Here is a 20756-nt window from a genome sequence, read left to right as displayed (position 1 = left end):
CGCCTCACCCGGTCCGTCGTGGCGGCGGCGTCAGCCGGCCACGATCAGATAGATGCCATAGGCCACCGCCACCGCGCAGAGGCCGAAGGCGGCCAGCGCGCCGGCCCGTGCGCCCGCAGCCGGTGCGGCGACCGCGGCGGCCGCACCCTCCTGGCCCGCCTTGCGGGACGTGCCGGCGATGCCGACGGTGAACAGGCCCACGATCCCGACCGTCACCACGAGGGTCACGCCGAAGACCTGGCCGAGAGCTGCCCAGTCGATGCTCATGGAGTTTTCCTTAGGTGATGACAGCTAGCGGGTGACCGTCGCGGCCTTGGCGCGCGGGGTGGTGGAGGTGTCGGCGCCGGATGCCTGGGCCGGAATCCCGGCGGCTTCCGGGGCGTCGGCCGGAGCGGCGTCGGCCGGAGCGTCGGCCGCCGGGGCCTGCTGGCCCGCCGGGGGCGGGGAGACGGTACGCAGCGCGGCGGTCACCACGCCCACCGGCTCGGCCGCGGGACCTTCGTTGACGTTGGTGTGGTCGATCGGCTTGCGCCGGGAGGCGGCCCAGATCGCACCGCAGATGCCCAGTCCGAGCACCGCCACCGCCGCCACGCCCCAGTCGCCCTGACCGGCGAGGAACGCGGCACCCGCGGCGACCGCACCGGCGGCCGGCAGCGTCAGGCCCCAGGCGGCGACCATCCGGCCGGCCGTGGACCAGCGCACCACGCCGCCCTTGCGGCCCAGGCCCGAGCCCATCACGGAGCCGGAGCAGACCTGGGTGGTGGAGAGCGCGAAGCCGAGGTGGGAGGAGGCCAGGATGGTGGCCGCGGCGCCGGTCTGGGCGGCGAAGCCCTGCGGCGGCTGGATGTCGGTGATGCCCTTGCCCATCGTGCGGATGATCCGCCAGCCGCCCAGGTACGTGCCGAGCGCGATGGCGACACCGGCCGAGGCGATGACCCACAGCGGCGGGTCGGCGTGCGGGGCGACCACTCCGCCGGTGATCAGCGCGAGCGTGATCACACCCATCGTCTTCTGGGCGTCGTTGGTGCCGTGGGCGAGGGAGACCAGGGCGGCGGAGGCGATCTGCCCCGCGCGGTAGCCCTTGGCGGTGTCCGCCTCGTCGCGGTTGCGGGTCAGCCGGTAGGTGAGCCGGGTCGCCGCCATCGCGGCCAGGCCGGCGACGATCGGGGCGGCCACCGCCGGGATCAGGACCTTCATCACGACCGCGTCACCGTGCACACCGTGGGTGCCGACCGACACCAGGGTCGCGCCGATCAGACCGCCGAAGAGGGCGTGGGAAGAGCTGGAGGGGAGACCCGCGAGCCAGGTCAGCAGGTTCCAGACGATCGCGCCGACCAGGCCGGCGAAGATCACTTCAGGTCTGATGCCGGCGGCCTCGTCAATGATCCCCCCGGAGATGGTCTTGGCCACCTCAACGGACAGGAACGCGCCGACGAGGTTGAGGACTGCCGACATCGCCACCGCGGTCTTGGGTCGCAAGGCCCCGGTGGAAATGGTGGTGGCCATCGCGTTGGCCGTGTCGTGGAAGCCGTTCGTAAAGTCGAACACCAAGGCCGTGACGATCACGATCCCGATGAGAAGCGTGATGTGTTCCATTCACCCAGGCAATCAGTTCGAAGGTCAGTGTCGCTGGGACCGTACGGAGAGCGGGTGAACGGAGGATGAACTGGGACGGGCGCGTCGGTGACACCACCGCAGTGTTCACGCGGAGGCGCCTCCGGCGTCACTTCCGCATCACCCGTTGGCGAACTTCCTGCGCTTCACCGACGAGCCGTTCCCCGCGGTCCCTGCTGGTCGTGGATCCCCCTCGACGGTAAGGGCGAGCCACCCAGGAGAGCTCAAATCAGGTCAGTTCCCGGTACCTGCACAGGTGTCCCCATCTGGGGGATACCGTGCGGGCGGACCCACGACGTACGGTGCCCCGGCCCGCTCGTACGGTGTCGCGCACCGCATCCGCTTTCGCCGCACCGCGCCGGAGGACCCATGAAGGACCACCCCGCCGACCTCGCCGCCGCCTGGAGCGAGCTGGTCGCCACCGCCCGCCGAACGGTCACCGACGGCCTGGTCGTCGGCACCTCGGGCAATGTCTCGCGCCGCATCAGGGACCTGGTCCTGGTCACCCCCAGCGGCGTCCCCTACGACCGGCTCGGCCCCGGCGACACCACCGCGGTCGACCTCGAAGGCCGCCAGATCATCGGCGCGCTCCGGCCGACCAGCGAACTCCCGATGCATCTGACGGTCTACCGCACCACCACGGCCACCGCCGTCGTCCACACCCACGCCCCGTACGCCACCGCCGTCTCCACCCTCGTCCCCGAACTCCCGCCGGTCCACTACATGGCCGCGGCGCTCGGCGGCCCCGTCCGTGTCGCCCCCTACGCCCTGTACGGCAGCGACGAGCTCGCCGCGAACATAGGCGAGGCGCTCCGCGACCGCACCGGCTGTCTGCTGGAGAACCACGGCACGATCACCTACGGCGACAGCCTCGACCAGGCGCTGGACCGCACCGCCCAGCTGGAATGGATGTGCCGGGTGTGGCTCGCCGCGAGCTCCGTACCGGGCCGTACGCCGAACCTGCTGTCCGCCGGGCAGCTCGACGCGGCCGCCGGCCGGCTGCGCGGCTACGGCCAGCAGGACCGCGACCAGGGCTGAACGCCCGTCCCGGGGCGGCGGCCCGTACCCCGTCCGCCGCCCCGGGCCCGCCCGGCGCCCCGCCCGGTCACCCGCCCGACTCCGCCCGGTGGCCGCCCCCGGCACCGCTGCGCACACTGGTGAGGTGCGCCTGGGTACTGCGGCGGCCGTGGCCGCCATCACCGTGATAGGTGCCGGGGCGGCCGCCGTGGCGGTCGGCCGGTACGCCAGTGACATTGCCCTGAAACCATCGCCGGACCAGCCCTTCCCGGGCGACTCCCGCCTCACCGTGCACTCCGCCACCGAGGAGCGCATCGCCCTCACCCGCAGCCTGGCGTCCCTGCGCCCCGGCACATACGGGCTCACCGGCTCCGGCTGCCATGCGGTGCTCGGCGATGTCGTCCACGGCGTCCCGCACCCCGCCGACGCGGTCGTCCGCCGCCTGGTACGGGTCACCCACGGCACCCTCGGGCCGGGCAACCGGATGCGGCTCACCCCCCAGGTGCACCTCGGCAACCCCCGGGACGCGCTCGGCCTGGACTGCGCCGACGTCGACATCCCCGGCGAACTCGGCTCCCTCCCGGCATGGTTCGTCCCCGGCGTCCGCGACACCTGGGTCATCACCGCACACGGCCTGGGCACCACCCGCGAACACCCCATGGTGGTCATGCCGTTCCTGCACCGCCACCGGCTGCCGGTCCTCGACCTGTCCTACCGCAACGACCTCGGCGCCCCGCGCACCGTCGACGGCGTCAACCACCTCGGCGACACCGAGTGGCGCGACCTGGACGCGGCGATCCGCTACGCCCTGCGCTACGGCGCCCGGAACGTCGTCCTCCACGGCTGGTCCACCGGCGCGACCATGGCCCTGCGCGCCGCCACCCACTCCGCGCTCCGCGACCGGATCAGCGGCCTGGTCCTGGACTCCCCGGTCCTCGACCGGAACGCCACGGTCCGCGCGCTGGCCGGCGCCCGGCGGATCCCGCGCGCCCTGCTGCCGCTGGTGGTACGCGCCGCAGAGGGCAGCACCGGAGTGCCCCTCGGCCATCCCGCCGACGCCGTCGACCCGGACGAGCTGGAGATTCCCACGCTGCTCTTCCACGGGCCCGACGACGTGATCGCCCCCTGGACCGCGTCCCGCTCCTTCGCCGCCCGCCGGGCCGACCTGGTCACGCTTCAGCCGGTCCCGCACGCCCCGCACGCCGCGATGTGGAACGCCGACCCCTCGGGCTACGAAGAAGCGCTGCGGCGCTTCCTCACGCCGCTCATGTAGCCCCGGCCCGGCCCGACCCCGGCCCGTGTGCCTGTCACCGCCCCGGCCCGACCCCGGACCGCCCCGGCCCGGATCCCGGTCACCGGCGCGGGCTCCCGCAGGCCGCCCCCTCCACCAGGCCCGGCGCCCCGATGGCTCCCGGGCATCTCCCGGGTATACAGGGGGACAACTCCCCTCATCAGGGATGGGTCGGCGAGATGACGCGGCCGTGGCAGATCGCAAGCCGGGTTCCGATTGGGCTTTCGGGCCGACAGCGGCAACACTGCTCCTGTGACGTCCCGTACTCCGCGCGACTCCCGGCTCCGACTCGTCCCCCGTCAACCGGTTGCGGCCGCCCGCCGGGCGGTGACAACCCGGGCCAAGCGCCCGGCGCCCCGCCCGCCCGAGGGCACGCCGCCGCCCGCGGAACTGGCCCGCCAGGCCCGTGCCGTACTGGCCGGCGCCGCCCGGCTCGCCCGCTGGGCCGACAGCGTCGGTGCCGGCGCCGCCGGCGGCAGCCTGCGTGCCGGCCCCGACGGAGCGCTGCCGAAGGCCGCCGCGGAACGCGCCGCCGAGGCCCTGGGTCTGACGCCGCATCAGGTCCGCATCGACTGGGACCGGGCCCGGCTGGCCGGCCTCGTCGAACTCCACGACGGCCTCGCCCGCCCCGGCTGGCGGCTGCGCGCCTGGGACCGCGACGACACCGCCGTGCTGCGCGGCTGGGTCGCGCTCTTCGACGCCTGGTCGCTGGCCCGCCCCGCACCGGCCGGCGCCGGCCCCGCGATAGTCGCCGAAGTCGTCGAGGCACTGCCGCAGTTGCTGTCCCTGCTGCATCTGTCGGCCGGTCCCGTGCGGCTGCCGGTGCTGCTCGACATGCTCGACCAGCGCGTCGCCGAACTGCGCACCGAACGCTGCGAGGTCCCCTACGGCCAGGACCCGGGCGGCGCCGACGAGGCCGCGGCCGCCGGCGACGCCGCGGGGGCGTCGCTGGCCGCGCTGCTGGACTGGGCGCTGGACGCCCTGCGGACCGTCGGCGCGCTGGTGCCGCCGGACGGCGCGGAGGCCGCGCACGACGCGTCCGAGGCGCAGCTGACGCCGCTCGGCAACTGGTCGGTATGGGTCAAGCTGGAGCAGATCTGTGTGGCCGCGCAGAGCCCGGCCGGCAATATCGAACAGTCCGCGGAGGCGATGCTGCGCGGCTGCGCCCGGCTCACCCCGGGCCCGGCCCGCGCCGAATACCGGGCCTGGCTCGCCGCCCGCTCCGTCGGCGCGGCCGTCGAGGAGCTGCTGACCGTGGCCCGCGGCGAGGACGCGCTGCTGCGCGGTCTGGCCTTCGAGGCACTGCGGGCGGTCGGCGCCCCGGCCGAGGCCGCCGTACGGGCCGCCGCCGACGAGCCGGGCCTGCGGCCGTACGCCCTGCTGTGGCTGGTCGAGCACGAGGGCGGCGACCCGGAGACCGCGCCCGATGTGCTCACCCGCGAGGAGTCCACCTGGCTGTGGGTGGACACCGCGGCGGCCGTCGCCGACCACGGCGAGACCCAGCTGCTCGTCCGCCACCTCGACTCGGCGGTCCAGGGCTCCGTTCCGCGCCTCCTGGAGGAGGTCCGCGCCGTCGGCCACCCCAGAACCGTCCAGGTCCTGGTAGCCCTGGCCGCGGCCCACCCCGACCCGGCCCTCGCGAAGGCGGTACGGCGCGCGGCCTTCCAAGTCCACACGGGTGGGGTTTGATCCCACGTTTTTGTCTTTCCCGCCGTGGTTGTTGCTCGCCGTTTGTGGCCCGCTTGCGCGGTGCCCCCGCCGTTGCGCCTGCGGCGGGCCGGGTGGGTGTCGGGTGCGGTGACGGGCCTCCGGGGCCTGGTGTGTGGACTGCTTCGCTTTACGTCCACACACCAGGCCCCTCCGGCCCGTCCCCTCCCGTTGGGGGAGTGAGTGACGGTGGGTGGGGGCTGGCCACCGTAGCCGTGTCGGTGCGGCCGAGCTGTTCACTGCGATCTACGAGGTGCACCGGCCCCCTACAAATCCCCCACCAAGGTTTTTCCCACCCTCCGAGCAACAACCACGGCGGGCCAGCCGAAAACGTGGGAGGAAAAACGACTTGCGCGGGAACGTTAGACTGCCTCCCATGGCAGTTCTCCCTTGGGTTCATTAGACGGCGCAGCTCGCCCTCGGACCGTCCGTCCAACCCGCCGTCTTCCTGACCCTGGAGCTTTTCCCGTGATCACCGCCTCTGGCCTTGAGCTGCGCGCCGGCGCCCGCATTCTGATCGAGTCCGCTTCCTTCCGTATCGCCAAGGGCGACCGCATCGGCCTGGTCGGCCGTAACGGCGCCGGCAAGACCACCCTGACCAAGGTGCTGGCGGGCGAGGGCATGCCCGCCGCCGGCACGGTCACCCGCTCCGGCGATGTCGGCTACCTTCCGCAGGACCCGCGCACCGGCGACCTGGACGTGCTCGCCCGCGACCGCATCCTGTCCGCCCGTGATCTGGACTCCGTGCTCCGCAAGATGCGCGAGAACGAGGACCGGATGGCCAACGGCAAGGGCGCCACCCGCGAAAAGGCGATGAAGAAGTACGAGCGCCTGGAGACGGAGTTCCTGACCAAGGGCGGGTACGCCGCGGAGGCGGAGGCCGCGACCATCGCCGCCAGCCTCGGGCTGCCCGACCGCATCCTCGGCCAGCCGCTGCACACGCTCTCCGGCGGTCAGCGCCGCCGCGTCGAGCTGGCCCGGATCCTGTTCTCGGACTCCGACACCCTGCTGCTCGACGAGCCGACCAACCACCTCGACGCCGACTCGATCGTCTGGCTGCGCGACTACCTCAAGACCTACCGCGGCGGCTTCATCGTGATCTCCCACGATGTCGACCTGGTCGAGACCGTCGTGAACAAGGTCTTCTACCTCGACGCCAACCGCTCCGAGATCGACATCTACAACATGGGCTGGAAGCTCTACCAGCAGCAGCGCGAGGCCGACGAGAAGCGCCGCAAGCGCGAGCGCGCCAACGCCGAGAAGAAGGCCGCGCAGCTGAACTCGCAGGCCGACAAGATGCGGGCCAAGGCCACCAAGACGGTCGCCGCGCAGAACATGGCCAAGCGTGCCGACAAGCTGCTGGCCGGGCTGGACGCCAAGCGAGTCTCCGACAAGGTCGCCAAGCTGCGCTTCCCGGACCCGGCGCCGTGCGGCAAGACCCCGCTCACCGCCGAGGGCCTGTCGAAGTCCTACGGCTCGCTGGAGATCTTCACCGACGTCGACCTGGCCATCGACAAGGGCTCCCGGGTCGTCATCCTCGGCCTGAACGGTGCGGGCAAGACCACCCTGCTGCGGCTGCTGGCCGGCGTCGAGACCCCGGACACCGGCGAGGTCCGCCCTGGTCATGGCCTCAAGCTCGGCTACTACGCCCAGGAGCACGAGACCCTGGACCCGGACCGCACGGTCCTGGAGAACATGCGCTCGGCCGCCCCGGACATGGACCTGGTCGCCATCCGTAAGACGCTGGGATCCTTCCTCTTCTCCGGCGACGACGTCGACAAGCCCGCCGGGGTGCTCTCCGGCGGCGAGAAGACCCGGCTCGCCCTGGCGACGCTGGTCGTCTCCTCCGCCAATGTGCTGCTCCTCGACGAGCCCACCAACAACCTCGACCCGGCCAGCCGCGAGGAGATCCTCGGCGCGCTGCACACCTTCACGGGCGCGGTGGTCCTGGTGTCGCACGACGAGGGCGCGGTGGACGCACTGGAGCCGGAGCGCATCATCCTGCTGCCCGACGGCGTCGAGGACCTGTGGGGCCAGGACTACGCGGATCTGGTCGCGCTGGCCTGACCGCGGCGGATGGATCATGCCGTATGGATCATTCGGCCGATGTGTGATCCATCATCTGAGTGAGAACGGCTCGTACACCGGCGAGTCTGCGGCCTACGGCCGGGTCCTTGGGGCCCGGCCGTTGCCTTTTCGGTCACACGCCACCTGACCTGCCACTTCTCGCGTACGGCCGGTCGCGGGCGGCCTCCGGCACAGCCGGAATGAGGCATTCCGGCCCGAGTTTTCGGGCCTCCGCCGGCAAACGATGTCGTATCGACCTTGCGGAATGGGTGGCCAGGAAGCCGGGGAGGGGTGATCATGAGAGTCCAGAGCGCACTTCCCACGAGGAGGCACGGGTGGCCGAGACTCTGAAGAAGGGCAGCCGGGTAACCGGCGCCGCGCGCGAGAAGCTCGCGGCAGACCTGAAGAAGAAGTACGACTCCGGTGCGAGCATCCGGGCGCTGGCCGAGGAAACCGGCCGCTCCTACGGATTCGTGCACCGGATGCTCAGCGAATCCGGTGTGGTCCTGCGCGGTCGCGGCGGAGCCACGAGGGGCAAGAAGGCCGCATCGGCCTGACGGCCGCGACTCCGGGTGCAGCGGTGTCCCCCCGGTCGACCGAGCAGTCGACCGGGAGGTTACCGTTCAGTCACTTACGCACGCAGGTGCGGCTGGCTGACTCGGAGGCGCTGATGACTCTGCTCGACAAGGACGGTGTGCGACTCACCGTGGACGATGCCATCGCCACGGTGACCCTCGCCAACGCGGCCAAGCGCAACGCGCAGTCGCCGGCCATGTGGCGGGCGCTTGCCGAAGCGGGGTCGCTGCTGCCGGGAAACGTACGGATCGCGGTGCTGCGCGGTGAGGGCAAGTCCTTCTCCGCGGGCCTCGACCGTCAGGCGTTCACGCCCGAAGGCTTCGACGGCGAGCCGTCGTTCATCGATCTGGCGCGCGGCACGGACGAGGCACTGGACGCCACGATCGCCGAGTACCAGGAAGCGTTCACCTGGTGGCGGCGCACGGATCTGGTGTCCATCGCCGCCGTGCAGGGGCATGCCATCGGTGCCGGCTTCCAGCTGGCGCTCGCCTGCGATCTGCGGGTGGTCGCGCCGGACGTACAGTTCGCCATGCGCGAGACCAGCCTCGGGCTCGTACCGGACCTGACCGGTACCCACCCCCTGGTCGGGCTGGTGGGCTACGCCCGCGCGCTGGAGATCTGCGCCACCGGGCGCTTTGTGCACGCGGAGGAGGCCGAGCGGATCGGCCTCGCCAACCTCGTGGTGCCCGGCGACCAACTTGATGCCACCGTGGCCGACTTGGCGGCCGCGCTCACCGCCGCGCCGCGCGATGCCGTCATCGAGACCAAGGCCCTGCTGGCCGGTGCCGCGGGCCGTACGTACGAGGAGCAGCGCCGCGCCGAGCGGGCCGCCCAGGCGCGCCGGCTGCGCGACCTCGCGGGCGTGGGGGAGTAGCTCCCCGTCCCACACCTTCACTTGCCCGAGCTGCCCGGCCGCGGTTGCTCCCACGGAGTTCCCGGCCGGGCCGGCTCATCAGCTCCGGTCCACCGCCGTGACCAGCACCGCGACCGTCGAGACCGCGGGTGGCGCGGCCGCCACCGCCTGCCGTACGGCGCAGGCCACATCCAGCGCCCGGTGTCCGGGCGCGGTCGCCAGCTGGATCAGCGCATGCCCGTCGGTGAGCCGCACCGGACGGGACGCACCGCCGAGCACCGGCGCCAGCCGGGCCACGCCCGCGACGCCCCGCGCGACGGCGGCGACGCCCGCCGCGCCCTCCTGAGTCGCACCGGTCCGCTCACCCGTCGCGGGCGCGGTGGGCGGCACTTCCTCCTGGGGAGCGGAACCGGCTGACGCACCCTCCGCCGTGGCCTCGTCGGCTTCGAGCAGGCCGCTGACCCGCAGATCCACCACGCCCACCACCAGCCCCAGCCCCTGGATCGACGCCTCCAGCAGTGCGGCGCGCACCTGGTCGGCGAGTACGGGCAGCGGCCGGTCGGCCACCGCGGCGAACTCCGCCTCGATCCGCAGCGGGCCGGGCGGCAGTGCGCTCGGCGGCGCCGGCACCGCCGGTTCCGGGGCGTGGCCGGGGTCGGCGACGGACAGCCGCAGCGAGCCGATGCGGACCCCGGCCGGTGTACCGGCGGACGCCCGCAGCGCCCCGGCGGCTGCCTGCTCGGTGATCCACGAGCCGTCCGCGGGGCCGCCGAGCGGCAGCAGCCGGCCGATCCCGAGCTGTGTGCGGACCGTCTGCGCCCACTGGTTCACGGCCACCGCGTCACCCCTTTCCCGGAAGGTCCCCGGACCGTCTCCGGACACGTCCCGGACACGCCCCCAGCCTGCCGCAGACCCGCCCGCACGGCAGGGCGGTGGGCCCGACGGCGCCGTAGGGACACTCGCCTGCCACATCCCTGGAGCGGTCCGGAGACACCCGGCCTACTGTGGGGATCGGAGCGGGCGGACCGCTTCTCCCCGCGGAAAGGGATACGGCGATGAGCGAGAGCCAGCAGCACGCAGAGGCGCCCAGGACGCCCGCCAAACGGGGCGGCGGCGACCCCGCGACCCGGGGGCGGACCACCATCGCCGACGGTGTCGTGGAGAAGATCGCCGGCCTGGCGGCCCGGGACGTCATCGGCGTGCATGCCATGGGCAGCGGCCTCGCCCGTACGCTCGGCGCCGTGCGGGACCGGGTGCCCGGCGGCGGCAGGTCCGCGACCGCGACCCGGGGTGTCAAGGCCGAGGTCGGCGAGGTGCAGACCGCGCTGGACCTGGAGATCGTGGTCGACTACGGCGTCGCCATCGCCGATGTCGCACGGTCGGTCCGGGAGAACGTCATCACTGCCGTGGAGCGGATGACGGGCCTGGAGGTCGTCGAGGTCAATATCGCGGTCAGCGACGTCAAGCTGCCCGATGAAGCAGACGAAGAAGAGGAATCGGAGCCACGGCTCCACTAGCCGGGCCCGTCCGGAGTGGCAGCGAAGGAGCGCACGATGAGCATGGCTGTGGTCGGCCTCTTGGCCGGCATGGCGCTGGGCTTCGCCGGATACTTCGGCGGCTTCGGCGCCTTTGTCCTGGTGGCGGCGCTGGGCGCCATCGGGTTCGTGGCCGGCAGGTTCCTCGACGGGGACCTGGAGGCCGGCGATTTCTTCCGTCCGCGCGGCGGCGACCGCGACCGGCGGCGGTGAAGCCGGGTGGCGACGGTGTCCCCGGCCGCCGCTGCCACCGCCGTACCGGCGGGTGAGCGGGGCGCGACCAGAATCGCGGACCGGGTGGTGGCGAAGATCGCCGCACGGGCCGCCCGGGAGGCGCTGCGCGCGGAGTCCCCGCGCGCCCGCACGGACGCCCATGCGACGGTGACCGTGCACCGGCGCGACGACCGCCGGCACTTCGGCGAGGCGCGGGTGCGGATCGCCGTGGAGCTGGGCTACCCCTCCGACATCGGCGGACAGTGCCGGGTGGTGCGCCGCCGGGTCACCGAACGGGTGACGGAGCTGGCGAACATGACGGTGCCCGAGGTCGCGGTGGAGGTCGAGCGGCTGCACTCCCCGCTGCTGGACCGTACGGAGCGCGGGAGGGTGCGATGAGCGACGAGGACGCGGAGCGGTCCGACACCCGGCGGCTGCCCACGCTCGACAAGACGCCGGACGGGGCAGAGAAGACGGACGGGGCGGACGGGGCGGCACCGGCCGGCGCGGACGCCCCGGCCACGGGGACCGCCGACCACCACCGGGTCCGGCGCTTCCGGTCGGCCCGCCGGGTGCCGGCCGCCCTGGTGGCACTGGTGCTGCTGGCCGCCGCGGGCCTGTTGCTCTACGACGTGGCCGCGGTGCGCGCCAACCGTCCCGCGATGACCTGGCGCCGGTGGCTGGCCCGCGAACTGGGCACCCGTCACCTCGACAACCCCTGGGTCCTGGGCGCCGCCGCGCTGGCCGTGGTGCTCGGCATCTGGCTGGTCGTCTCGGCCGTCACGCCCGGACTGCGCCAGGTGCTGCCGATGCGGCCGGCGGCACCGGACACCCGCGCCGGGCTGGACCGTGCGGCCGCCGCGCTGGTGCTGCGCGACCGGGCCATGGAGGTCGCCGGCGTGCAGTCCGTACGGGTGGCCGTCAGCCGCCGCAAGGCCAAGACGCACGCCGTCTCGCACTTCCGCGAACTGGACGAGGTCCGCGCCGACCTCGATACCTCGCTCGGCGAGGGGCTGCGGCAGCTGGGCCTGGCGCACGAGCTCCGTTTGACCGTGGACGTCCGGCGCCCGAAGAAGAGGTGAGCGAGCGATGCGCGCAGGCCGCGGAAGGGTCAACCGGGTACTGCTCGGTCTGATCGGTGTGGTGCTGTTCGGAGTGGGCGGCCTGGTGCTGCTCGGCGGCCTCGATCTGCCCGCGAAATGGCAGCTCGGACTGCCCGCCGGCTGGCCCTGGTCCCGCCCCGACCAGGTGCTGCTCCCCGCACGGCAGCGCACCCGCTGGACGGACCAGGGCTGGTGGTGGCCCGTCGTCATCGCCGCGCTCGCCGTCTTCCTGCTGCTGGTGCTGTGGTGGCTGCTGACCCAGCTCCGGCGGCACCGGCTGACCGAGATCCTCGTCGACAGCGGCGACGGCGAGGGCGCCCAGCTGCGCGGCCGGGCCCTGGAGGCCGCCCTGACGGCCGAATCGGAGGCACTGGACGGTGTCGACGGGGCCGGTGTGCTGCTGACCGGCCGCCGGGGCGAACCGCATGTGCGAGCCGTGCTGGCGCTCGCCCCGCACGCCGACCCGGGGACCGTCGTCCGGCGGCTGTCGGACGAGGCGATGGCGCATGCCCGCCGCTCGGCCGGGCTGGACCGGCTGCCGGCCGAGGTCCGGCTGCGCGCGGTCAAGCACCGGCCCGAGCGGGTCAGTTAGGGCCTCGGGACGACGGCGCGGAGGCCGCCGTCCGCGCCGCGTCAGAACCCGTGCCGGGCCCCGCCGTCCACCGGCACCATCACCCCGTTGATGTACGACGCGGCCGGCGACAGCAGGAAGGCCGCGGCCCGGCCGAACTCCTCCGGCCGGCCGTAGCGGCCCAGCGGGATCGCGGCGCAGTTGCGGGCGCGGGACCCCTCCGGGTCGCCGGAGCGCGCGTCGAGCTGGGTCATCCGGTCGGTGGCGATCCGGCCCGGCAGGACGCCGAGTACGCGGATGCCGCGCGGCCCCAGCTCGTTGGCGAGCGACTTGGCGAAACCGGCGAGACCGGGGCGGAGTCCGTTGGAGATGGTCAGTCCGCCGATCGGCTCGTACACCGAGCCGGACAGCACGAAGGCGATCACCCCGCCCTCGGGCAGCTCGGCGGCGGCCGCACGGGCCAGCCGTACCGCGCCGAGGAAGACCGACTCGAAGGCCGACTGCCACTGTGCGTCGGTGTTGTCGGCGGTGGTGCCGGGCGCCGGGCCGCCCACGCTGATGAGCACTCCGTCCAGCCGCCCGAAGCGTTCCCGGGCCGCCGCGATCAGACGGCCGGGGGTCTCCGGGTCGGCGTTGTCGGCCGCGATGCCCAGGGCCCGCTCGCCGAGCGAGGCGGCCGCCGCGGCCGCGCTCTCCTCGGTGCGTCCGGTGAGCACGACCTGGGCGCCGTCGGCGACCAGTTCACGGGCGGTGGCGAAGCCGAGGCCACGGGTCGCCCCGGTGACGAGGTACGTCCGGTCGGTGAGTCCAAGATCCATGGCCCCTAGTGTGCCCGTGCCCCGTCCTGGAGGCCGAAGGCGGTCCCCACCAGGCCGATATGGCTGAAGGCCTGCGGGAAGTTGCCCAGCTGGCGCCGGGCGGCCGGGTCGTACTCCTCCGACAGCAGCCCCACGTCGTTGCGCAGCCCCAGCAGCCGTTCGAACATCTCCTGCGCCTCGGCCCGCCGGCCGCTCAGCCGGAGCGCGTCGGCGAGCCAGAACGAGCAGACCAGGAAGGTGCCCTCGCCGCCCGGCAGCCCGTCGACCGCGATGCCCTCGGTGCTGTAACGGCGTACCAGACCGTCGTGCGTCAGCTCCCGGCGCACCGTGTCGATGGTGCTGAGGACCCGCGGATCGTCCCCCGGCAGAAAGCCGACACGGGGGATCAGCAGGGTCGCGGCGTCCAGTTCCCGGGAGCCGTAGAACTGGGTGAAGGTGCCGCGGTCGGCGTCGTAGCCGCGCTCGCACACCTCGCGGCGGACCTCGTCGCGCATCGCCCGCCAGCGGTCGACCTCCCCGCCGAACTTCGGATACGCCTCGATCGCCCGCACCGCCCGGTCGGCCGCGACCCAGGCCATGACCTTGGAGTGCACGAAGTGCCGGCGCGGCCCGCGGATCTCCCACAGCCCTTCGTCGGGGTCGCGCCAGGTGGACTCCAGGTAGTCCACCAGCGACCGCTGGATGCTCCAGGCGTGCTGCTCGGCCGGCAGTCCGGCCGAGCGGGCGATGTGGAAGGAGTCGAGGACCTCGCCGTAGACATCGAGCTGACGCTGTTCGACGGCGGCGTTGCCGATGCGTACGGGCGCGGAGTCGCAGTACCCGGTCAGCCACGGCAGCTCGGCCTCCGGCAGCCGCCGCTCACCGGCCAGCCCGTACATGATCTGAAGGTCGTCGGGGGCGCCGGCCACCGCGCGCAGCAGCCAGTCCCGCCAGGCGCCGGCCTCCTCCAGATATCCGGCGGAGAGCAGGGAGTTCAGGGTGAGGCTGGCGTCGCGCAGCCAGCAGTAGCGGTAGTCCCAGTTGCGTACGCCGCCCAGCTCCTCGGGCAGTGAGGTGGTGGGGGCCGCCACGATGCCGCCGGTGGGCGCGTAGGTGAGGGCCTTGAGGGTGATCAGCGAGCGCATCACGGCCTCGCGGTACGGCCCTTTGTAGCGGCAGCGCGCGGACCAGCCGTGCCAGTCGTCCAGGGTGTCCTGGAGCGCCGTGAACGGTTCGATCTGGGTCGGCCGGGGCTCGTGCGAGGGGTGCCAGGTCAGCACGAACGCCGTGCGCTGCCCCGCGGCGACGGTGAAGTCCGAGCGGGTGCTGAAGTCCTTGCCGTAGGTGGTGCTTTCGGCCGGGGTGCGCAGCCATACCGAGTCCGGCCCGGCGATGGCCACCCGGCAGCCCTCGGTGGCGCGCACCCAGGGCACCACCCGCCCGTAGTCGAACCGCAGCCGCAGCACCCCGCGCATCTCTACGCTGCCGCTGAGACCCTCGATGATCCGTACGACGTCGGGCGCCCGGTCCCGCTGCGGCATGAAGTCGGTGACCCGGACACTGCCCGTGGGGGTCTCCCAGACGGTGTCGAGGATCAGCGAGTCGCCGCGGTAGGAGCGCTGGGCGCGGGCATCGGGGGAGCAGGGGGCGAGCCCCCAGTGGCCGTTGTCCTTGCCGCCGAGGAGGGCGGCGAAGCAGGCGCCGGAGTCGAAGCGCGGCAGGCACAGCCAGTCGATGGACCCGTCGCGGCCGACGAGTGCGGCGGTCTGAAGATCGCCGATGAGCGCGTAGTCCTCGATACGTGGGTGCACTCAGCGCCCCTTCCCGTCCGGCGGGTGCGCTACGCGGTGGTGACGGCTGACCGGGTTACGGGTTGGCCGGGGCCGCCGCCGCCTCGTCGCCGGCTGTCTCGGTCTCCCCGGAACCGGCCGGTTCCGCGGTCCGCCCGCCGTCGCCCGCGGTGGCCCCGGCCTCCCGGGCCTCTTGGGCCTCCTTGACCGCGGCCGCCCGGTCGCGGCGCTCGCGGCGTACGAGGACGATCCAGCCGACCGGCACCGCGGCGGCGAACAGCCACCACTGGATGGCGTAGGCCATGTGCGGGCCGATGGAGTCGTGGTCCGGCTCGGGGACCGGCTCCGGGGTGTTGCCGGCCGGCTTGGGCAGGGTCTGCTCGATATAGCCGCCGAGCATCGGCCGGCCGGTCCGCTTCGCCTGCTCCGAGCTGTTGATCAGCATGACCTGGCGGGCCGGCAGGCCCTTGGTGTCCTTGATGCCGCTGGCGGCGGTGGTCTCGTCGGCCATCATCCGGCCGGTGACGGTGACCTTGCCACGGGGGGCGGCCGGGACGTCCGGGAACTTGGTGAGGTCGTTGCCGGCCGAGACCCAGCCGCGGTTGATGAGCACGCCCCGGCCGTTGCCGAGGACCAGCGGGGTCACCACGTAATAGCCGATGCTCTGCTCGTCGGCGGCGGTGCGCTGGCGGACCACGACCTCGTGGGCGGTGTCAAAGGTGCCGGTGGCGGTGACCGTGCGCCACATGTCGCGCCGCGGCAGCTCCCGGCCGGGGGCGGTCAGCGTGGTGACCGGAACCGGGTCGTCGGCGAGGCTGCGCGCGATCAGCGCGTTCTGCGCCACCTTGTGCTGATGGCGGTGGAGCTGCCAGTAGCCCAGCTTGATCATGACGGGGATCAGCACAAGACCCACGAGGGTGAGGATCACCCACTGCCGGGACAACAGGAAGCGGTACACGGCTTCGACGGTACCTGGGGCGCCGGGCCCGCTGAGCCGGGGGTCCCCCTGGGGGCACCGCAGGCGCCCGCCGGGGGAGGCAGCCGGGGAGCGCCGGGCCGGGTCCGCCCGTGCCGGTCCGGTGGCCGCCCCGGGTTCAGCCCTGGTTCAGCCCTGGTTCAGCCCTGGTTCAGACCCGGTCGACGATGCCCACGCGGCCGTCCGAGCGGGCGCAGTGCGCGCCGCAGTACCACTTCTGGTCGGCCTCGACGCCCTGCCCGATGATCTGGCACCGGCAGTGCTCACAGATCGGCGCCATGCGGTGGATGGCGCAGGCGAAGCAGTCGAAGACATGCACCGCGCCCTGCGCGTGCACCTCGAACGTCATGCCGTATTCGTTTCCGCAGACCTCACAACGTGCCATGCGCCACAGCGTGCGGGCGCCGCCCGCGCGCGGCGCGTTGCCGACGGGTGTGTTGGGCGGGCTTCACCCGGACGCAGGCGCCGGAGCCACGTCCTGGAGCAGCTGCATGAAGGCTGCCTCGTCGATGACGACCGTCCCGAACGAGGCGGCCTTGGCGGTCTTCGAGGTCCGGGCGTCGGGGTCGTTGGTCACCAGCAGGCTGGTCAGCCGGGACACACTCGTGGCGACATGCAGCCCCGCCTCGATCGCCCGGTCCTCCAGCAGCTCACGGTCCACGGAGGTGTCACCCGAGAAGGCGACCCGCATCCCCTGGACCAGCCGGCCGCCGGACTCGTAGCGCCCCGGGTTGGGGTACGGGCACGCCGGGCGCTTACGGGACGGCCGCCAGGACGTGGGGCGGTAGGACGGGGCGGCGGCATGCTGCCGGGGCGCGGGGGTGTCCGACCACTCCGTCAGCGGCTGGCAGCTGAGCAGCGGCAGCCGCACATTCTCCTGCGCGGCGCGCCGCAGACTGGGACGGAACGCCTCGGCCAGCACCCGGGCGTCATCGAGCGCATGGTGGGCGCGCTCCTGCACCACGCCGTAATGGGCGGCGAGGGACTCCAGCTTGTGGTTGGGCAGCGGCAGCCGCAGTTCCTTGGACAGGGCGATGGTGCACAGCCGCTGCTCCACCGGGGCGGTCGCCGCGGCGCGGGCGTACTCGCGGGCGATCATCGACCAGTCGAACATGGCGTTGTGCGCGACCAGCACCCGGTCCGCCAGGCGCCGGGACAGCTCCGGGACGATCTCCGGGAAGAGCGGGGCATCGGCGAGCACGGCGCTCGTGAGCCCGTGGATCCAGACCGGCCCGGGGTCCCGCTGCGGGTTGACGAGGGTGTACCAGTGGTCCTGGACGTCGCCCCGGGCGTCGAGTTGATACACGGCTGCCGAGATGATCCGGTCGTCGCGGGCCAGGCCCGTGGTCTCGACGTCGACCACCGCGTATCCCTGCGGATACGCGGAGGGCCAGGGAGCCGGCGGCGTCTGCGGGCCCGGCTGCTGCCCAATCTTCGGCGCGATCGGGTCGGCGGCTGCTGCCATGCGGTCTTCGAGCATGGTCCCTGAGGATACGGGCCACCACTGACAGCCACCGAACCGCATCGGACCACCCCGGAGGGAGACACTCCTGGCGCTCCCGCAGTTCGCGGGTGGGTGGGGGAGTTGACGGGGTGTGGGGGGGCGTGGGCTGCGGGGCTCCGGGGGGTACCTGGTCTGGTCTGGTCCGGTGCGGTTCTGGTCCGGTGCGGTCCGGGGGTTGGGGGTGCTCACCTGACCCGCCCACCCCCCGAAGGGGGGTGGGCGGCGGGGAAAAAACAGCAGGCCTGCGCGGCGGGGAAAAAACAGCAGGCCCCTAGGAGGAGGCGTGGGAAGGGGGGGCGTGTCCCAGGAAGCGAAGGGGCCACAAGAAGCGGACCTGCCCCAAGAAGCCGGACCTGCCCAGGGAAAGAAGCCAGCCACCCGGAACGGCCGAACAACGCCCCCCGAAGAAAGGGGCATACGGAAACCCCCGCAAGGAAGCAGACAAAACACCCTTCCGGCGGGCCCCGGCGAGAACCACACGAACGGGCGGCGGCGGCCCGGCCGGCGCCGGCCCGTCCGGGCGCCCCCCGCGAAGTCCGGCCGGGAGTGAGGTCCCAAGCCCCCGACGGCCACCGCCCGCCCACCCCACCCCCGTTCAGGAGCCGGCCACCCCAGGGGACAGCAGTGAGCTCACCAGCGCCTCCAGTGAGACCGTGAACAGGCGCTCGGTGTCGGCCGGGCCGGCCAGTGCGCGGGCCAGTGCCGGGTCGTGTTCGGCGGTGGGGGAGTCCCATAGCTCGCCCTCGCTCGGATGCTGTTCGGGTGACCGCTCGCGGTTGCGCTCGACCAGGACGAAGCCGACGACCTGGAACTGGACCGCCCGCACCGCCTCGGCGGCCGTCTCGCCGCGCAGCCCGGCGGCGTGCATCTCATGGACCAGCGCCTGCTGCGCCGGCAGGAACATCCGTTCCGTCAGGCCGCGTTCGTGCACCATCGCGATCAGCTGCGGGCGCTCGCGCAGTGCCGAGTGCAGTGCGCGGGCGACCGAGACGACGCGGGCGTGCGGGGTGTCCCCGATGGGGTGGATCTCGCCCATCTCCCGGACGGTGCGCTCGACGAGGGCGTCCAGCAGCGACTCGCGGTTGCCGACGTGCCAGTAGATCGAGGTGACGGCGGTGCCCAGTTCCGTGGCGAGGCGGCGCATGGTCAGCGCGCCGGGGCCGTCCGCCCGCACCAGCCGGGCGGCGGTCGTCAGGACCTCTTCGCTGGTCAGCGCGGTACGTGTCATATTCCCCCACTATCCCTCAACTCCCGTACGCACACAGCCCTTTACCCTTCATCCCGGTCGGTGTAACAGTGTTACAGACGCCTCGCACGACCCCCGCAAGTCACCGACGACGAAGGGTGGTACGCCATGGCACGCATACGTTACGGAGCCCGCACCGCGGCGGAGATCACCGCGGCACGCACCGCGAGCTCCCGGCTCCCCGAGATCTGGTCCACCGGTGTGGTCGCCGTGTGGGAGAGCGACCCGGACGCGGTCGCGGCCGTGCTGCCGCCGCCCCTCGAACCCACCGGACGCCCGCTGGTCCGGGCCACCATCAGCAAGGTCGAGCTGCCCGGTTACCCCCTGGGCGCCGGCTCGGTCGCCGTCGCCGCCGCCCATCGCGGCATCGAGGGCTGGTATCCGCTGGTGATGCCGATGACCCATGAGCGGGCCCTGACCGGCGGGCGGGAGGTCTTCGGCGAACCCAAGAAACTGGGCGAGGTCACCGTCGACCGCGACGGCCCGGTGGTGCGCGCCGCGCTCGCCCGGCACGGCATCGCCTTCGTCGAGGTACGCGGCGCGGTGAGCGGACCGCTGCCGGTCCCCGAGCTGGCCCGGAAGACCGACTTCTACTTCAAGTTCCTGCCCGCCGTGGACGGTTCGGGCCTCGACCTCGACCCGGTGCTGGTGCACTGCCTGCGCCACGAGAAGGTCCGCAGGCTGGAGCGGATCACCGGCGATGTCGTGCTGCGCGAGTCGATGTACGACCCCGTCGCCGACCTCCCCGTACACACCCTCGTCGAGCTCACCCTCGGCGAGAAGACCAGCGACCAGCAGGGCCGGGTCGTCGAGCGGGTCAGCGCCGAGTCCCTGCTGCCGTACATCCACCAGCGCTACGACGATCCGCAGCAGCTCCTCGACGGGCCGCCCGAGGGGAGCGCCTGATGCCGGTCCCGCACGGAGAACAACGCCGAGCACCCCGGCCGTCCCGAGCCCCCCGGCCGCCCCGAGCGGCCCGGCGAGGGGAGCGGGCATGGAGCTGACAGCGGGACAGGTCGCGGTCGTCACCGGCGCCGCGAGCGGTATCGGCCTGGCCATGGCGCGCCGCTTCGCCGCGGAGGGGCTGCGGGTGGTCCTCGCGGACGTCGAGGCGGAGCCGCTGCGGGCCGCCGCCGACGAGCTGACCGCGGACGGCGCCCGGGTCCTGGCGCGCACCGTGGACGTCGGGGTGCGCGAGGAGGTCGCCGCCCTCGCCGACGCCGCCTACGACACCTTCGGCGCCGTCCATCTGCTGTGCAACAACGCGGGGGTGGGCTCCGGCGCCGAGGGGCGGATGTGGGAACACGAGCCCAACGACTGGGCCTGGGCGTTCGCGGTGAACGTCTGGGGCGTCTTCCACGGCATCCAGTGCTTTGTGCCCCGGATGCTGGCGGGCGGCGGCCCCGGCCATGTCGTCAACACCTCCTCGACGGACGGCGGCGTCGCCCCGCTGCCCACCGCGTCCGTCTACGCCGTCACCAAGGCGGCCGTGGTGACCATGACCGAATCGCTCTACGCCCACCTCAAGGCCGAGGGCGCCCCCATCGGCGCCTCGGTGCTCTTCCCCGGCCCGCACATGCTCCGCACCGGCCTGTGGGAGTCGCACCGCAACCGGCCCGCGCGCTACGCCAAGTCCCGGCCGCGCCGTACGCCGTACCGCAGCCTGGTGCAGTGGGAGGCGGCGATGAAGGAGGCCGGGCAGGAGGTCGCCTTCACCCCCGTCGAGGACGTCGCCGCGCAGGTCGTGGACGGCGTACGGGCGGACCGCTTCTGGATCCTGCCGCCTGCCGCGCACACCGACGCGCAGATCCGGGCACGAACCGCCTCGATGCTCGGCCGCACCGCCCCCGACTACCTGGAGCACTTCATCCTCGACCCGGACGACTGAGGGAGGTT

General features: G+C 73.2%; 22 protein-coding genes. 13 read left to right on the top strand and 9 right to left on the bottom strand.

Going from position 1 to position 20756, the window contains the following annotated elements; all coding sequences use genetic code 11:
- Window positions 1-30: 30 nt before the first annotated feature.
- Together CP981_RS09285 and CP981_RS09280 are read right to left on the bottom strand one after the other, a co-directional pair.
- On the bottom strand, window positions 31-267 hold the full coding sequence (locus tag CP981_RS09285) for a hypothetical protein (protein WP_085928239.1): 237 nt from the start codon (window positions 265-267) through the stop codon (window positions 31-33).
- Between the two features lie 24 nt (window positions 268-291).
- A complete protein-coding gene (locus CP981_RS09280) occupies window positions 292-1596 on the bottom strand; it encodes an inorganic phosphate transporter (protein ID WP_085928240.1) in 1305 nt (434 codons plus the stop codon).
- A 387-nt stretch (window positions 1597-1983) separates the two neighbouring features.
- Between CP981_RS09280 and CP981_RS09275 the strand changes: the two genes are divergently transcribed.
- The 6 genes from CP981_RS09275 (at window position 1984) to CP981_RS09250 (ending at window position 9146) form a co-directional block, all read left to right on the top strand.
- Window positions 1984-2652 (top strand): class II aldolase/adducin family protein, encoded by a 669-nt coding sequence (locus CP981_RS09275; RefSeq protein WP_085928241.1) that lies wholly within the window; start codon window positions 1984-1986, stop codon window positions 2650-2652.
- A gap of 124 nt (window positions 2653-2776) precedes the next feature.
- Complete coding sequence (locus CP981_RS09270) at window positions 2777-3904, top strand: alpha/beta hydrolase (RefSeq protein ID WP_085928242.1); 1128 nt, start codon at window positions 2777-2779, stop codon at window positions 3902-3904.
- Window positions 3905-4174: 270 nt separating this feature from the next.
- Window positions 4175-5611, top strand: coding sequence for a hypothetical protein (locus tag CP981_RS09265; protein WP_085928243.1), 1437 nt, complete (start codon window positions 4175-4177; stop codon window positions 5609-5611).
- A 486-nt stretch (window positions 5612-6097) separates the two neighbouring features.
- Window positions 6098-7696 (top strand): ribosomal protection-like ABC-F family protein, encoded by a 1599-nt coding sequence (abc-f, locus tag CP981_RS09260; RefSeq protein ID WP_085927250.1) that lies wholly within the window; start codon window positions 6098-6100, stop codon window positions 7694-7696.
- A 335-nt stretch (window positions 7697-8031) separates the two neighbouring features.
- Window positions 8032-8253 (top strand): helix-turn-helix domain-containing protein, encoded by a 222-nt coding sequence (locus CP981_RS09255; RefSeq protein WP_006606369.1) that lies wholly within the window; start codon window positions 8032-8034, stop codon window positions 8251-8253.
- Window positions 8254-8366: 113 nt separating this feature from the next.
- Window positions 8367-9146 (top strand): enoyl-CoA hydratase/isomerase family protein, encoded by a 780-nt coding sequence (locus CP981_RS09250; protein ID WP_085927257.1) that lies wholly within the window; start codon window positions 8367-8369, stop codon window positions 9144-9146.
- A gap of 78 nt (window positions 9147-9224) precedes the next feature.
- Here the strand turns inward: CP981_RS09250 and CP981_RS09245 are convergent, their stop codons facing one another.
- Entirely contained in the window at window positions 9225-9962 is a 738-nt protein-coding gene (locus CP981_RS09245; RefSeq protein ID WP_085927249.1) for a hypothetical protein, read from the bottom strand.
- 218 nt (window positions 9963-10180) lie between these two features.
- On the opposite strand from CP981_RS09245, the gene CP981_RS09240 reads away from it, so the two are divergent.
- From CP981_RS09240 to amaP, 5 genes are read left to right on the top strand one after another with little or no spacing between them, the layout of a single operon-like run.
- Window positions 10181-10642, top strand: coding sequence for an Asp23/Gls24 family envelope stress response protein (locus CP981_RS09240; protein WP_085927248.1), 462 nt, complete (start codon window positions 10181-10183; stop codon window positions 10640-10642).
- 36 nt (window positions 10643-10678) lie between these two features.
- On the top strand, window positions 10679-10873 hold the full coding sequence (locus tag CP981_RS09235; RefSeq protein ID WP_085927247.1) for a hypothetical protein: 195 nt from the start codon (window positions 10679-10681) through the stop codon (window positions 10871-10873).
- 6 nt (window positions 10874-10879) lie between these two features.
- Window positions 10880-11272 carry a hypothetical protein gene (locus CP981_RS09230; RefSeq protein WP_085927246.1) on the top strand — a complete coding sequence of 131 codons (393 nt, stop codon included), beginning with the start codon at window positions 10880-10882 and terminating at the stop codon, window positions 11270-11272.
- Window positions 11269-11955: a DUF6286 domain-containing protein gene (locus CP981_RS09225; protein WP_085927245.1), complete on the top strand. Its 687-nt coding sequence runs from the start codon at window positions 11269-11271 to the stop codon at window positions 11953-11955. The genes CP981_RS09230 and CP981_RS09225 overlap by 4 nt, the downstream gene beginning before the upstream one ends.
- A gap of 7 nt (window positions 11956-11962) precedes the next feature.
- Window positions 11963-12568 (top strand): alkaline shock response membrane anchor protein AmaP, encoded by a 606-nt coding sequence (gene amaP / locus CP981_RS09220; protein WP_085927244.1) that lies wholly within the window; start codon window positions 11963-11965, stop codon window positions 12566-12568.
- A gap of 41 nt (window positions 12569-12609) precedes the next feature.
- Here the strand turns inward: amaP and CP981_RS09215 are convergent, their stop codons facing one another.
- The 6 genes from CP981_RS09215 to CP981_RS09190 form a co-directional block, all read right to left on the bottom strand.
- On the bottom strand, window positions 12610-13365 hold the full coding sequence (locus tag CP981_RS09215) for an SDR family oxidoreductase (protein ID WP_085927243.1): 756 nt from the start codon (window positions 13363-13365) through the stop codon (window positions 12610-12612).
- Window positions 13366-13370: 5 nt separating this feature from the next.
- Window positions 13371-15155, bottom strand: a complete 1785-nt coding sequence (locus CP981_RS09210; RefSeq protein ID WP_085927242.1) for a glycoside hydrolase family 15 protein — start codon at window positions 15153-15155, stop codon at window positions 13371-13373.
- Window positions 15156-15210: 55 nt separating this feature from the next.
- Window positions 15211-16092 (bottom strand): SURF1 family cytochrome oxidase biogenesis protein, encoded by an 882-nt coding sequence (locus CP981_RS09205; RefSeq protein ID WP_085927241.1) that lies wholly within the window; start codon window positions 16090-16092, stop codon window positions 15211-15213.
- 169 nt (window positions 16093-16261) lie between these two features.
- Entirely contained in the window at window positions 16262-16495 is a 234-nt protein-coding gene (locus CP981_RS09200) for a hypothetical protein (RefSeq protein ID WP_006606380.1), read from the bottom strand.
- 63 nt (window positions 16496-16558) lie between these two features.
- On the bottom strand, window positions 16559-17590 hold the full coding sequence (locus CP981_RS09195; RefSeq protein WP_190841094.1) for a DEDDh family exonuclease: 1032 nt from the start codon (window positions 17588-17590) through the stop codon (window positions 16559-16561).
- 619 nt (window positions 17591-18209) lie between these two features.
- Window positions 18210-18842, bottom strand: coding sequence for a TetR/AcrR family transcriptional regulator (locus CP981_RS09190; RefSeq protein WP_085927240.1), 633 nt, complete (start codon window positions 18840-18842; stop codon window positions 18210-18212).
- 126 nt (window positions 18843-18968) lie between these two features.
- Between CP981_RS09190 and CP981_RS09185 the strand changes: the two genes are divergently transcribed.
- Together CP981_RS09185 and CP981_RS09180 are read left to right on the top strand one after the other, a co-directional pair.
- The gene (locus CP981_RS09185) at window positions 18969-19766 is read left to right on the top strand and encodes an acetoacetate decarboxylase family protein (RefSeq protein ID WP_085927239.1); all 798 of its coding nucleotides are present in this window, start codon (window positions 18969-18971) and stop codon (window positions 19764-19766) included.
- An 88-nt stretch (window positions 19767-19854) separates the two neighbouring features.
- On the top strand, window positions 19855-20748 hold the full coding sequence (locus tag CP981_RS09180) for an SDR family NAD(P)-dependent oxidoreductase (protein ID WP_085927238.1): 894 nt from the start codon (window positions 19855-19857) through the stop codon (window positions 20746-20748).
- Window positions 20749-20756: the final 8 nt, after the last annotated feature.

The organism is Streptomyces platensis, assembly GCF_008704855.1.
GTDB classification, from domain to species: Bacteria; Actinomycetota; Actinomycetes; order Streptomycetales; family Streptomycetaceae; genus Streptomyces; species Streptomyces platensis.
This window is presented reverse-complemented; position numbering and strand designations above follow the sequence as displayed.